At 70.4% G+C, this 13695-nt stretch carries 10 protein-coding genes and 1 tRNA gene; 8 read left to right on the top strand and 3 right to left on the bottom strand.

Annotated features, from left to right (window positions below; genetic code table 11):
* Window positions 1–30: 30 nt before the first annotated feature.
* Complete coding sequence (locus AB0E91_RS10225; RefSeq protein ID WP_361778043.1) at window positions 31–1467, bottom strand: DUF2252 domain-containing protein; 1437 nt, start codon at window positions 1465–1467, stop codon at window positions 31–33.
* A 233-nt stretch (window positions 1468–1700) separates the two neighbouring features.
* Window positions 1701–3113 (bottom strand): MATE family efflux transporter, encoded by a 1413-nt coding sequence (locus AB0E91_RS10220; RefSeq protein ID WP_361778040.1) that lies wholly within the window; start codon window positions 3111–3113, stop codon window positions 1701–1703.
* 146 nt (window positions 3114–3259) lie between these two features.
* Here AB0E91_RS10220 and AB0E91_RS10215 point away from each other — a divergent pair, with 146 nt between their 5' ends.
* Window positions 3260–3793, top strand: a complete 534-nt coding sequence (locus tag AB0E91_RS10215; RefSeq protein WP_361778037.1) for a PadR family transcriptional regulator — start codon at window positions 3260–3262, stop codon at window positions 3791–3793.
* Window positions 3794–3943: 150 nt separating this feature from the next.
* Here the strand turns inward: AB0E91_RS10215 and AB0E91_RS10210 are convergent.
* Window positions 3944–4030, bottom strand: a tRNA-Leu gene (locus tag AB0E91_RS10210).
* A gap of 515 nt (window positions 4031–4545) precedes the next feature.
* Between AB0E91_RS10210 and AB0E91_RS10205 the strand changes: the two genes are divergently transcribed.
* The 7 genes from AB0E91_RS10205 (at window position 4546) to AB0E91_RS10175 (ending at window position 13693) form a co-directional block, all read left to right on the top strand.
* On the top strand, window positions 4546–5394 hold the full coding sequence (locus tag AB0E91_RS10205) for a DUF3662 and FHA domain-containing protein (protein ID WP_361778034.1): 849 nt from the start codon (window positions 4546–4548) through the stop codon (window positions 5392–5394).
* A gap of 10 nt (window positions 5395–5404) precedes the next feature.
* A complete protein-coding gene (locus tag AB0E91_RS10200) occupies window positions 5405–5941 on the top strand; it encodes an FHA domain-containing protein (protein ID WP_361112235.1) in 537 nt (178 codons plus the stop codon).
* Between the two features lie 132 nt (window positions 5942–6073).
* Window positions 6074–7597: a Stp1/IreP family PP2C-type Ser/Thr phosphatase gene (locus AB0E91_RS10195; protein ID WP_361779047.1), complete on the top strand. Its 1524-nt coding sequence runs from the start codon at window positions 6074–6076 to the stop codon at window positions 7595–7597.
* A gap of 27 nt (window positions 7598–7624) precedes the next feature.
* Window positions 7625–9094: an FtsW/RodA/SpoVE family cell cycle protein gene (locus tag AB0E91_RS10190; RefSeq protein WP_361778031.1), complete on the top strand. Its 1470-nt coding sequence runs from the start codon at window positions 7625–7627 to the stop codon at window positions 9092–9094.
* 181 nt (window positions 9095–9275) lie between these two features.
* Window positions 9276–10751: a penicillin-binding protein 2 gene (locus AB0E91_RS10185; protein ID WP_361778028.1), complete on the top strand. Its 1476-nt coding sequence runs from the start codon at window positions 9276–9278 to the stop codon at window positions 10749–10751.
* Window positions 10752–10920: 169 nt separating this feature from the next.
* Window positions 10921–12921 carry a Stk1 family PASTA domain-containing Ser/Thr kinase gene (pknB, locus tag AB0E91_RS10180; protein ID WP_361778025.1) on the top strand — a complete coding sequence of 667 codons (2001 nt, stop codon included), beginning with the start codon at window positions 10921–10923 and terminating at the stop codon, window positions 12919–12921.
* Window positions 12922–13021: 100 nt separating this feature from the next.
* Window positions 13022–13693 carry a restriction endonuclease gene (locus AB0E91_RS10175; protein WP_361778022.1) on the top strand — a complete coding sequence of 224 codons (672 nt, stop codon included), beginning with the start codon at window positions 13022–13024 and terminating at the stop codon, window positions 13691–13693.
* The last annotated feature ends 2 nt before the right edge of the window (window positions 13694–13695 follow it).

The raw sequence follows: 13695 nt of genomic DNA, 5'->3' as shown, positions 1-13695 counted from the left end.
CCCCGGCCCCCGGCTGTCCGGCATCGGCGATCACACTCCCGCTTCGGCCGCGATCCGCCCGGACCGCACGGCGGCGAGCAGTCGCGCGTGGTCGGCCTCGGTGAGGTCGGCGTAGGCCACGGAGAAGGCGGCGACGGCCTCGTCCAGCTCCTCGTTCTTGCCGCAGTAGCCCGCGATCACGCGCGGATCGGCGCTGTGCGAATGGGCGCGGGCCAGCAGGGCGCCGGTCATGCGGCCGTAGTCGTCGAGCTGGTCGGCGGCGAGCGCGGCCGGGTCGACGCTGCCCTTGCGGTTGCGGAACTGCCGTACCTGGAAGGGGCGTCCGTCCACCGTCGTCCAGCCCAGCAGACTGTCGCTGACGACCTGCATCCGCTTCTGGCCGAGCACCACGCGCCGCCCCTCGTGCTCCACCGCCGCCACCGGGAAACCGGCCTCGGGCAGATGCGGGAGCAGCGCGGAGGGGCGGGCCTCCTTGACCTGGAGGACGAGCGGTTCGCCGCGATGGTCGAGGAGCAGGACGACATAGGAGCGGGTGCCCACGCTGCCCGTGCCGACCACGCGGAAGGCGACGTCGTGCACGGCGTGCCGGGCCAGCAGCGGGAGCCGGTCCTCGGAGAGCGTCGTCAGATAGGACTCCAGCGAGCCGGCCACGGCGGCCGCCTCGGCGTCCGGGACGCGGCGCAGCACCGGGGGAGCGTCCACGAAGCGGCGGCCGCCCTCCGGTGTCCGCTCGGTCGACTTGGCGGCGAACCGGCCGCTGGTGTTGGCCCGCGCCTTCTCCGCGACCCGCTCCAGGGTGCCGAGCAGGTCGTGGGCGTCGGTGTGGGAGACCAGTTCCTCGTCCGCGATGGCGTTCCAGGCGTCCAGCGCGGGCAGCCGGGCCAGCAGGCGCATGGTGCGCCGGTAGGCGCCCACGGTGTCCCGTGCGGCGGCGCGGCAGGTGTCCTCGTCGGCACCGGCCTCGCGCCCGGCCAGCACCAGGGAGGTGGCGAGCCGCTTCAGGTCCCACTCCCAGGGGCCGTGCACCGTCTCGTCGAAGTCGTTGAGGTCGATGACCAGGCCGCCCCTGGCGTCGCCGTACAGACCGAAGTTGGCCGCGTGGGCGTCGCCGCAGATCTGCGCGCCGACCCCGGTCACGGGGGTGCGCGCCAGGTCGTACGCCATGAGCCCGGCCGAGCCGCGCAGGAAGGCGAACGGCGTCGCGGCCATCCGGCCCACCCGGATCGGCGTCAGCCCGGGAATCCGCCCGGCGTTGGACTCGGCCACGGCGTCGACGGCGTCCGGACGCGCCGCGTCCGCCTCCAGCGTGCGGTGGGCCTCGCGCGGCACCCGCTCCCGCAGCGACTTCCCCTCGTCCTTGGCCGAACAGCGCGGCGGCCACTCGGCGAACCCGCGTATCCGGGGCAGCCGGGCCACGGTCTCCTCGCCGCCCGGCCCGGACACCGCGTCCGCACCCGATCCGGTCACCGCGACCGCCTCCCGCACACCGATCCAGCGCGCCCCGCACGAGCGCTTCGAACATCAACTCGTGCAGACCGTACATGCGGCGACGTGATCGCGTCAGACCCTGTGGACAACTCGTCGGTTGTGGACACGGACCTGCCCCGACCGGAACGAACCCACCGACCCGCCAACGGACTTCGCGTCCCGCCACCCGGCCGGACCACGTCGTCGCCGCCGTCACCCCCGTCCACCCCGCGTCACACCGTTCCGTCCCGCCCCACCCACCTCCGGAACATCATCGCCGTCATCCCCCACTGCGCCCCGGTGCCGAGGCTCATCGACAGCCACACGCCCCGCACCCCCAGTCCGCCCACCGAACCCAGCCAGTGGGCCAGCGGCAGCTGCACACACGCGCCGACCGCCGTCACCCACAGCGGCCCGCGAGCGCGCCCGCCGCCCATGAACACCCCGCCCGGCCCGACGACCCCGGCGAGCGCCACCAGGTACGGCAACAGGAACCAGAGCAGGACGGAACCCGAGTCGACGACCCCGGAAGCGCTCGTGAAGCACCCCATGACCACGCGCCCGCAGAGCGCGAGCACCAGCCCCGCACCCGCCCCCACCAGCACGGCGAGCAGCCCGCTCTGCACCCCGATCACATGGTCGGCCCGCTGCCCCGCGCCCCGCGCCCGGGCCGTGAGGATGCCGCCCGCCTGACGCAGGGCGTAGAACGCCATGGTGACGAAGAGGATCACTTTGGTGCCGATGGCGTAGGCCGCGAGCGGTTCCTCGCCGAACCGCGCGACCATGCCCAGCAGAGCCGCGCCGATGCCCATGCGCAGCACGAAGTCCCCGGACGCGGGCAGCCCGACGCCCAGGATGCGCCGCAGAGCCACGATCCAGTCCGACCCCGACCCCGACGCCGACCCCGCGACCGACCCGGCCCCCAGCACCGCATCCCGCCTGCGCCGCAGCAGCACCAGGCTCGCACCGAGCGCCACCGACCGCCCCAGCACCGTCCCGAGAGCGGCCCCTCGCACCCCCAGCGCGGGCAGTACCCCCACCCCGTGAATGAGCACCGGGTCCAGGACGAGAACGCACCCGTTGGCGACGAACGCGGCCCGCATCGGCGTCCTCGTGTCCCCTAGCCCCTTGAAGATCCCGTCCACGACGTTCTGCGCGAAGAAGACGGCCAGCCCCGGAAGGGAAACGGCGAGGAACTCGGCCACCAGTTGCCGCACTTCCCCCGAGCCACCGCCCACCAGCAGCCCCGCCACCTCACGCCGGAAGACGAATCCACTCCCGGCCACCACGCACGTGATGACGAGCCACAGCACACCAACCGCCTTGATCACGGGTGGAATTTCGGCCATTTTTCGAGCCCCGAGCGTGTCCGAGAGCACCATGGTCACGCCGGTACCGGCCATGAGGACGACCCCGAGCAGCAGGTTCTCCAGCGTTCCGGCGGCCGCCACCGCACCGACCGCCGCCCGGCCCAGGCGCGCCACCCAGAGGGTGTCCACGACCCCGACGACCACACCGGACAGCAACTCGCAGTAGACCGGCAGCCCCAGCCCGAGCAGCGCCCGCCGGGCGTCCGCCGGACCGAGCCCGTCCGCCCCGCCGGGCCCCACCGCCGTACCGCCGCCGCGCACGACAGCCGGCCTCAATAACCCGAACCCCACCAGAAATCCCCCAACCCGGCCAGACAGAGGCCCAGTTGACCTCCGACCGCCCGGGAGACTACCTCGATTAGTGACACTCGAATAGAGGTAGCCCACACTGAAGGCGCCCGAACAACCCGCGAAGGAACCCCGTGCTGACCCTCTCGATCCTCGGCTTTCTGGCGGAACGACCGCTGCACGCCTACGAGTTGCGCCGCCGCATCTCCGATCTGATCGGCCACAACCGCCCGGTCAGCGACGGCGCGCTCTACCCGGCCGTCAACCGCCTCCGCCAGGCCGGGCACATCGAACGCCGGGCCGAACCCGGAGAGAGCGCGCCCACCCGTCAGGTGCTGCGGATCACGCCCTCCGGCCGGGCCGAGCTACGGCGCAGACTGACCGAGCCGAAGGAGACCGAAATCACGGACGGCGGCGCCTTCTTCACCCTGCTCGCCTTCCTCGGCCAGGTCCCCGACCCCGCCCACCGGGCCGCCGTCCTGCGCCGCCGGCTCGACTTCCTGACCGCCCCCGCGGGCTTCTTCGCCCACTCCGGCCGGCCGGTACGGATCAAGGACGAACCGGACCCCTACCGCAGAGGAATGCTGATCATGGCCCGCGCGGCCCAGCAGGCGGAACGGGCATGGCTGGAGGAAACGCTCCACGAACTGGAGGTGAAGCCCTCCTGAGAACGGACCGGGGAAAAGGCCCGCCCACCTGAGACGTTACTCACAGAGGCCGGGCCCGACGGCAGCCGTCGGCGGCGAGCCGAGGCGGCGTCACCATCGGGGCCGGACACGACAATGGGCGGCATCGTTTTCACGATGCCGCCCATTGGATGGTGCGCGAGGGGGGAGTTGAACCCCCACGCCCTTGCGGGCACTGGAACCTGAATCCAGCGCGTCTGCCTATTCCGCCACCCGCGCATTGGGTGTGTCTTCCGTTTCCGGCCCTTTCGGGGCGGCCCCTTCCGACATCGAGAACATTAGCACGCCGTCCGGGGTGGATTCACATCCCTTTCCCCGGCCCCCTCCACCACCCCTCACCAGCACACCTGTCCCTCCTGGGGGCACAGGCGTTCCCCGCCGCACCGCCCGGCACGAGCGGACGCCCCGCCACCCGCACGCCCTTCACCGCCCACGCGCCCCACCCGGCCCGGCCTCCGAGCGCGAGGACGCCCTGTTCGGGTATCAACCTCGTAGTTCAGGTATCAACCTCGTACCGGTCGGGCTCGTCTCATCCACAGAGGGACCAGGCTCGTCGCCGGGTGCGGGACACTGGAGCTGAGCCGCCTCTACGATCCTTGCCTCAAGGAGTTCGAAGGGGGCGGCTGGGGGAACCGGCTGATTGCCGGGCGCGTAGATACGATCAGTAAGCGGTACGGGCCACGCGGCCGTACCGAGCACGGCAAGCAGTACGGCAGCGACGGAGGAGGTGCCCCGTGGGAGTCCTGAAGAAGTTCGAGCAGCGTCTCGAAGGTCTGGTCAACGGCACCTTCGCCAAGGTGTTCAAGTCCGAGGTCCAGCCGGTGGAGATCGCCGGCGCGCTCCAGCGCGAGTGCGACAACAACGCCACGATCTGGAACCGCGACCGCACGGTCGTGCCCAACGACTTCATCGTGGAACTGAGCACGCCCGACTACGAGCGGCTCAGCCCCTACTCCGGGCAGCTCGGCGACGAGCTGGCCGGCATGGTGCGCGACTACGCCAAGCAGCAGCGCTACACCTTCATGGGGCCGATCAAGGTAAACCTGGAGAAGGCCGAAGACCTCGACACCGGTCTGTACCGGGTGCGCAGCCGCACCCTCGCCTCCTCCAGCGACCAGCAGGCCCCCGCGGGCCCGCGGCCCGGCGGCCCGGCCCCGGCCGGCCCCCAGGGCGGCTACGGCTACCCGCCCGCCGCCGCCCCGCCGATGCCGTCCGCGCCGCCCCCCGGCGCCCGGCCCGGCGGTTACGGTTACCCGCAGCCCGCCACCCAGCGACCGGCGGCCGCCCCCATGGGCGGCGGCCAGACCCGCTACTGGATCGAGATCAACGGCACCCGCCACCAGATCTCCCGCGCGACCCTCGTGCTCGGCCGCAGCACCGAGGCCGACGTGCGGATCGACGACCCCGGCGTCTCCCGCCGGCACTGCGAGATCCGGACCGGAACACCCTCGACGATCCAGGACCTCGGCTCCACCAACGGGATCGTGGTGGACGGGCAGCACACCACCCGCGCTACGCTCCGCGACGGCTCGCGGATCGTCGTGGGCAGCACCACCGTTATCTATAGGCAAGCCGAAGGGTGAAGCGGGGGCAATGTCAGAGCTGACCCTCACGGTCATGCGGCTGGGTTTCCTGGCCGTACTGTGGCTGTTCGTGATCGTGGCCGTGCAGGTCATCCGCAGCGATCTGTTCGGTACGCGCGTCACACAGCGCGGCGCGCGCCGGGAAGCGGCCCGTCCGCAGCAGGCCGCCCGCCAGCAGGCCGCGCCCCCGCAGCAGCGCGCCCAGCAGGGCCGCCGCGGCCAGCAGGGAGGCGGCGGCCGCCAGCGGCGCAACGCCCCCAGCAAGCTCGTCGTGACCGAGGGCACACTGACCGGCACCACCGTCGCCCTCCAGGGCCAGACGATCACCCTGGGCCGCGCCCACGACTCCACGATCGTGCTGGACGACGACTACGCCTCCAGCCGGCATGCCAGGATCTACCCGGACCGCGACGGCCAGTGGATCGTCGAGGACCTCGGCTCCACCAACGGCACATACCTGGACCGGTCCCGGCTGACGACCCCCACGCCGATTTCGCTGGGAGCGCCGATCCGCATCGGCAAGACCGTCATCGAGCTGCGGAAGTAGTACGACAATGAGCGAGCGGAGCGAGCACGCAACGGCGGACCTCACCCCGGTCCCCGGCGCGCTCCCGACCGGAGGGTGGGCAGTGTGGCTCGACACGACCGGCTGTACCCGGAGCCGACGGGCGAGGTGCGCATGAGTCTGTCACTGCGCTTCGCCGCCGGATCGCACAAGGGCATGATCCGGGAAGGCAACGAGGACTCCGGTTACGCCGGTCCGCGCCTGCTCGCCATCGCCGACGGCATGGGCGGCCAGGCGGCCGGCGAGGTCGCCTCCTCCGAGGTCATCTCCACGCTGGTCACGCTCGACGACGACGTGCCCGGCTCCGACCTCCTCACCACCCTCGGCCAGGCCGTCCAGTACGCCAACGACCAGCTGCGCGGCATGGTCGAGGAGGACCCCCAGCTCGAGGGCATGGGGACCACGCTGACCGCCCTGCTGTGGACCGGCCAGCGCCTCGGCCTCGTGCACGTCGGCGACTCGCGCGCGTACCTGCTGCGCGACGGGATGCTGACCCAGATCACCCAGGACCACACCTGGGTGCAGCGCCTGGTCGACGAGGGCCGGATCACCGAGGAAGAGGCCACCACCCACCCGCAGCGCTCCCTGCTGATGCGCGCGCTGGGCAGCGGCGACCACGTGGAGCCCGACCTCTCGGTCCGCGAGGTCCGCGCCGGTGACCGCTATCTGATCTGCTCCGACGGCCTCTCCGGCGTCGTCTCCCACCAGACGATGGAGGAGACCCTCGCCAGCTACCAGGGCCCGCAGGAGACCGTGCAGGAGCTGATCCAGCTCGCGCTGCGCGGCGGCGGCCCCGACAACATCACCGTCATCGTCGCCGACGTCCTCGACCTGGACACCGGGGACACCCTCGCCGGTCAGCTGTCCGACACCCCCGTGGTGGTCGGCGCCGTCGCCGAGAACCAGCTCCACCCGCACGACAACGGCATCATGCAGACCCCGGCAGGCCGTGCCTCCCACCTCGGCCGCCAGGGCCGCGGCCAGGGCGGCGGGGACGAGTACGGCGGCACCGGCGCGGACTACGAGGGCGACGGCTACACCGACGACGACTTCGTCAAGCCCCGCAAGGGCCGCAAGTGGCTCAAGCGCACGTTCTACAGCGCCCTCGCCCTCGCGGTGATCGGCGGCGGTGTCTACGGCGGCTACCGCTGGACCCAGACGCAGTACTACGTCGGCATCAACGGCGGGCACGTCGCGCTCTACCGGGGCATCAGCCAGAACCTGGCCTGGGTCTCCCTCTCGAAGGTCGAGAAGGACCACCCCGAGATCGAACTCAAGTACCTGCCGGCCTATCAGCAGAAGCAGGTCAAGAACACGATCGCGGCGGGCGGCATCGAACAGGCCCGCACCAAGATCGACGCGCTCGCGCTCCAGGCGTCCGCCTGCCGCAAGCAGGCCGAACGCACGACCGCCGGGAGCGAGAACACGACGGGCCAGAACGCGGCGACCGGTGGCACCGCCACCGCCACCCGCACCTCCCTCACGGCCACGGCGTCCCCGACCCCGAACGCGTCGGGATCGGCGAAGCCGTCCACCACGTCGCCCTCGAAGTCCCCGACCGCAACCGCCACGCCCCGGCCCGGCCCGAGCCTCTCCAAGGATGAGCAGAAGGTCGTCGATCAGTGCGGCAAGCAGTAGGCAAGCCGTGAGAGGCCCCGTCACACGATGAGCAGTACTACCAACACGCCGACGCACCAGACGTCCACGATCGGCTCCATCGGCGCACCGAGCCGTCGCAACACCGAGCTGGCCCTGCTGATCTTCGCCGTGGTCATCCCGGTCTTCGCCTACGCCAACGTGGGCCTGGCCCTCGACAACCAGGTCCCCACGGGCCTGCTCGGCTACGGCCTGGGCCTCGGCCTGCTGGCCGGCGTCGCCCACCTCGTCGTGCGGAAGTTCGCCCCGTACGCCGACCCGCTGCTGCTGCCGCTGGCCACCCTGCTCAACGGGCTCGGCCTGGTGTGCATCTGGCGACTGGACCAGTCGAAGCTGCTGCAGTCGATCCACGTCGCGGGCGGCAAGGCGACCAACCAGCTGATCTACACCGCCATGGGCATCACCCTGTTCGTGGTCGTCCTGATCTTCCTCAAGGAACACCGCACGCTGCAGCGGTACACCTACATCTCCATGGCGGCCGCGCTGTTCCTGCTGCTGCTTCCCCTGGTGCCGGGCCTCGGAGCCGACGTCTACGGCGCCAAGATCTGGATCCAGATCGGCAGCTTCACCATCCAGCCCGGCGAGTTCGCCAAGATCGTGCTCGCGGTCTTCTTCGCCGGATACCTGATGGTCAAGCGGGACGCGCTCGCGCTCGCCAGCCGCCGCTTCATGGGCCTCTATCTGCCGCGCGGCCGCGACCTCGGCCCGATCCTCGTCGTCTGGGCGATCTCGATCCTCATCCTGGTCTTCGAGACCGACCTCGGTACCTCGCTGCTGTTCTTCGGCATGTTCGTGATCATGCTGTACGTGGCCACCGAGCGGACCAGCTGGATCGTCTTCGGTCTGCTGATGTCGGCGGCGGGCGCGGTCGGTGTGGCGAGCTTCGAGCCGCACATCCAGGTGCGTGTCCAGGCGTGGCTCAACCCGATGCACGAGTACCTGCTCAGCCGTGACCCCAAGGCCACCGGCATCCACTCCGACCAGCTCCAGCAGGCCCTGTGGGCGTTCGGCTCCGGCGGCACCCTCGGCACCGGCTGGGGACAGGGCCACTCCGAGCTGATCCGCTTCGCGGCCAACTCCGACTTCATCCTCGCCACCTTCGGCGAGGAGCTGGGCCTGGCCGGCCTGATGGCGATCCTGCTGATCTACGGTCTGATCGTCGAGCGCGGTGTGCGCACCGCCCTCGCCGCCCGCGACCCCTTCGGCAAGATGCTCGCGGTCGGCCTGTCCGGCGCCTTCGCCCTCCAGGTCTTCGTCGTCGCCGGCGGTGTGATGGGCCTCATCCCGCTGACCGGTATGACGATGCCGTTCCTCGCCTACGGCGGTTCGTCCGTCATCGCCAACTGGGCCCTCATCGCCATCCTGATCCGCATCAGCGACACGGCCCGCCGTCCCGCGCCCGCCCCCGCCGCCAGCCCCGACGCCGAGATGACCCAGATCGTCCGGCCCGGCGGCAGCGGACCCGTCGCCGAAGCGTGAGCGCCCGCGAGCACGGCGGTACGGCGGCCCTCCGGGACCCGCTGTGCCGCCGTACGGCCACCGCGGGCCCGGCGGGGCACACAGCGTGTGCCCCTAGACTGTGGGCGGCCGAGGACGAGCGCCAGCAACACCGACAGACTGAAGCAACAGGCGCCCCTGTTAGCTTGTGGAAAGGCCGGACGTGAACAAGCCCCTGCGCCGCATCGCGATCTTCTGCGGACTCCTCGTCCTGGCACTGCTGATCCGCGACAACTGGCTCCAGTACGCCCAGGCCGACAAGCTGCGCACCGACCCCGACAACCGCCGCGTCGCCATCGAGCGCTACGCCTCCCCGCGCGGCGACATCATCGTGGACGGCAACCCGATAACCGGCTCCGTCGAGACCAAGGCCGGCGACTACAAGTACAAGCGCACGTACAAGAACGGGCCCATGTGGGCGCCGGTCACCGGCTACTCCTCCCAGGCGTTCGGCGGCACCCAGCTCGAGAAGATCAACGACGGCATCCTCACCGGCAACGACGACCGGCTCTTCTTCCGCAACACCCTCGACATGATCACGGGCAAGCCCAAGCAGGGCGGCAACGTCGTCACCACCCTCAACGCGGCCGCGCAGAAGGCCGCGTACAACGGCCTGAAGGCCCAGGGCGGCAAGGGCGCCGCGGTCGCGATCGAGCCCTCCACGGGCAAGATCCTGGCGCTGGCCTCCTACCCGTCGTACGACCCGTCCGCCTTCTCCGGCGACCGCAACAGCGACTCGGCTGCCTGGCAGAAGCTGCAGAAGACGAACGACCCCACGGACCCGACGCTCAACCGGGCGCTGCGCGAGACCTACCCGCCGGGCTCCACCTTCAAGGTGGTCACCGCGGCGGCGGCGCTGGAGAACGGCCTGTACTCCTCCGCCGACCAGAAGACGGACTCGCCGCTGCCCTGGGTCATGCCCGGCACGCAGACCGAGCTGAAGAACGAGGGCAACCTGCCCTGCCAGAACGCGACCATGCGCGAGGCGCTGCGCGTGTCCTGCAACACCGTCTTCGGCAAGATCGGTGCCGATCTCGGCAAGGACAAGATGCTCGACGAGGCCAAGAAGTTCGGCTTCGACGCGCAGCAGTTCGTCCCGGTCCGCTCCAACGCCTCGGTCTTCTCCAAGGAGATGAACCAGTCGCAGACGGCGCTGTCCTCCATCGGCCAGTTCAACACCGCCGCGACCCCGCTGCAGATGGCCATGGTCGCCTCGGCGGTCGCCAACGACGGCAAGCTGATGAAGCCGTACATGGTGGACGAGCTCCAGTCCTCGAACCTCGACCCGATCGAGAAGACCGAGCCGCAGGAACTGAGCCGCCCGCTGTCGGCGCAGAACGCGCAGATCCTCCAGTCGATGATGGAGACCGTCGTCAAGTCGGGCACGGGCACCAGGGCGCTGATCGACGGGGTCACCGTCGGCGGCAAGACCGGTACCGCGCAGCACGGCGTGGACAACAGCGAGAACCCGTACGCGTGGTTCATCTCCTACGCCAAGCTCCCCGACAACAGCTCCCCCGTCGCGGTCGCGGTGGTCGTCGAGGACGACAACGCCGTCCGTGACGACATCTCCGGCGGCGGCCTGGCCGCCCCGATCGCGAAGAGTGTCATGCAGGCGGTCATCAACTCCAAGAAGTGAGCCCGATCACGTCGTCTCCACAACGGTGCACGTTGCCATACCGGTCCGGTATCGGGTTACCGGCTCGGCCAGGTCACACGGAGCGGGACGGGTACGGTAGGGCCCGGACGACAGCCTCCGGTCGCACACACGTGCAACCGGGACCGACGGAGAGGGCTGGTAGGTAGCTATGGAAGAGCCGCGTCGCCTAGGCGGCCGGTACGAACTGGGCCATGTGCTTGGCCGTGGTGGCATGGCCGAGGTCTACCTCGCGCATGACACCCGCCTCGGCCGCACCGTGGCAGTGAAGACGCTCCGCGCGGATCTCGCGCGCGACCCGTCCTTCCAGGCCCGGTTCCGCCGGGAGGCCCAGTCGGCCGCCTCGCTCAACCATCCCGCGATCGTCGCGGTCTACGACACGGGCGAGGACTACATCGACGGGGTCTCGATCCCGTACATCGTCATGGAGTACGTCGACGGCTCCACGCTCCGTGAACTGCTGCACTCCGGCCGCAAACTGCTGCCCGAGCGCTCCATGGAGATGACGATCGGCATCCTCCAGGGTCTGGAGTACGCCCACCGCAGCGGCATCGTCCACCGTGACATCAAGCCGGCCAACGTCATGCTGACGCGCAACGGCCAGGTCAAGGTCATGGACTTCGGCATCGCGCGCGCCATGGGCGACTCCGGTATGACGATGACCCAGACCTCGGCCGTCATCGGCACCGCGCAGTACCTCTCGCCGGAGCAGGCCAAGGGCGAGCAGGTCGACGCCCGCTCGGACCTCTACTCCACCGGCTGTCTGCTCTACGAACTGCTGACCGTCCGTCCTCCCTTCGTCGGCGACTCGCCCGTGGCCGTGGCCTACCAGCACGTGCGCGAGGAACCGCAGTCGCCCAGCGTGTTCGACCCCGAGATCACCCCCGAGATGGACGCGATCGTCCTCAAGGCACTGGTCAAGGACCCGGACTACCGCTACCAGTCCGCCGACGAGATGCGCCAGGACATCGAGGCCTGCCTCGACGGCCGTCCCGTCGGCGCCACCGCCGCCATGGGCTCGGTCGGCTACGGCAACTACGGGGGCTACCCCGACTCCCAGGCCACCACGGCCATGCGCGCCGAACCGGCCGGGGCGACGACGATGATCCCGCCGATGGGCCCCGACGACGGCGGCTACGGCTACGACGACCGCCCGGACCGGCGGCGCCAGCCGAAGAAGAGCAACAACACCTCGACGATCCTGCTCGTGGTCGCCGGTGTGCTGGTGCTGGCCGGCGCCATCCTGCTCGGCATGTACGCGTTCGGCGGCGGTCCCGGGAACAAGGCCTTCAAGTCCCCGAACCTCGTCGGCATCAGCTACGCCGACGCCAAGCAACAGGCCGACAACGTCGGTCTGAAGCTGACCCAGGAACGCAAGCCCTGCGAGGACCAGCCCAAGGGCAACGTCTGCTCGCAGGACCCCGCGGCCGGCACGGACGTCAAGAAGGGCGACACCCTCAAGCTGGTCGTCTCCACGGGCGCGCCCAAGGTCACCGTCCCGAGCGTGATCGGCCTCTCCTTCGACGACGCCCGGAGCAAGCTCGAGGGCGACGACTACAAGTTCACGGTCAAGAAGGAGCTCCGGGTCAGCGACGACACCCCCGACAAGGTGCTCGACCAGAACCCGGTGGACGGCAGGCAGGTCCAGAAGGGCTCCACGATCACGCTGACCGTGGCCAAGGCCGAGGAGAAGGTCCAGGTCCCGGACGTCGCCGGCCTGAGCTGTGACGACGCCAGGGCCAAGCTGCAGCAGGCGGAACTCGCCCCGGCGGCCACCTGCACCCCCGACACGTCGGTGACGGACCCGGCCCAGAACGGCAAGGTCACGGGCACCAACCCGAAGGCGGGCGACTCGGTCAAGAAGAACACGCCGGTCGCGGTCAACGTCGCTCAGGTGCAGGACCAACAGCAGCAGTTCCAACTGCCCGATGTCCGCAACCAGCCGCTCAAGCAGGCCCGCGAAGCGCTCCAGGGCATGGGCCTCAACGTCGCGACCCCGAACAGCGGGGACGACGACGCCACGGTGTTCAACACCGTCCCGGCCCCGGGCTCCGTGGTCAAGAAGGGCGACACGATCGTCGTGCAGGCGGCGAAACAGGGAGACGGCAACAACGGCGGCTTCCCAAACATCTTCGGCGGCACTGACGGCTGACCCGTCCCGCCCACACCGGTCCCCCGGCACCGCACGGTGCCGGGGGACCGTGCTTTTCCGGGGTTCGTGCCCTCGTCCGCGCGTCGGTCGTTGACAGGGCATGATTGATCAGACCGCACTCCTGGAGTCCCGGGCACTACGCAGCTCCGTGCTGGAGCGCACGGATGTGCTGGACCGGGTGAAGACACTCGCCCTGCTGCCGGACGGGCTGCATGTGACGACGGCGATGGTGGCGGCGTATTTCGGGGTGAGTGTCGAGGCCATCCGACAGATCAAGGCGCGGCACCGTGAGGAGCTGTCCGAGAACGGGATGGTGACGCTTCAGGGCCGTGACCTGCGGGAATTTAAGCGTGACATCTTGTCACGCTATTCCGGAAGTTATCCACAGCCCCGGTCCGGCCTCACCGTCTACTCCCGCCGAGCCGTCCTCAACATCGCCATGCTGCTCCGCGACAGCGAGGTCGCCCGGCGGGTGCGCACCTATCTGCTCGACATGGAGCACCTGGCCCGCACCGGTCCCGTGGCCGAACCCGCCGGGCACACGGAAGCGGCCGGACCCGAGATCCTCTCCCTCGCCGCCCTCGACGCCCGCATCGACCAGCGCATCCACCACGTTCTCGGCCGAACCGTCGTCCCGATGTTCAACGCCCTGATCGAGACCTCGGGCGAACACCGCCGCGAGCTGACCGCGCTGCACGGTGACGTCCGCCGGGCCGAGCACCGGCTCAGGCAGCACTCCGCCCGGCTGCGGCGGCTGGAGGGGAGGCGCTGAGG

The sequence above is a fragment of the Streptomyces sp. NPDC026659 genome, from assembly GCF_040638245.1.
Lineage (GTDB): Bacteria > Actinomycetota > Actinomycetes > Streptomycetales > Streptomycetaceae > Streptomyces.
The sequence above is the reverse complement of the archived record's forward strand: the minus strand, read 5'-3'. Positions and strand labels throughout refer to the sequence as shown.

What these genes read in the sequence shown, in the direction of transcription:
- pknB (WP_361778025.1), top strand. Translation starts at nt 10,921, where the DNA reads ATGGAAGAGCCGCGTCGCCTAGGCGGCCGGTACGAACTGGGCCATGTG.
- AB0E91_RS10200 (WP_361112235.1), top strand. Translation starts at nt 5,405, where the DNA reads ATGTCAGAGCTGACCCTCACGGTCATGCGGCTGGGTTTCCTGGCCGTA.
- AB0E91_RS10175 (WP_361778022.1), top strand. Translation starts at nt 13,022, where the DNA reads ATGATTGATCAGACCGCACTCCTGGAGTCCCGGGCACTACGCAGCTCC.
- AB0E91_RS10195 (WP_361779047.1), top strand. Translation starts at nt 6,074, where the DNA reads ATGAGTCTGTCACTGCGCTTCGCCGCCGGATCGCACAAGGGCATGATC.
- AB0E91_RS10190 (WP_361778031.1), top strand. Translation starts at nt 7,625, where the DNA reads ATGAGCAGTACTACCAACACGCCGACGCACCAGACGTCCACGATCGGC.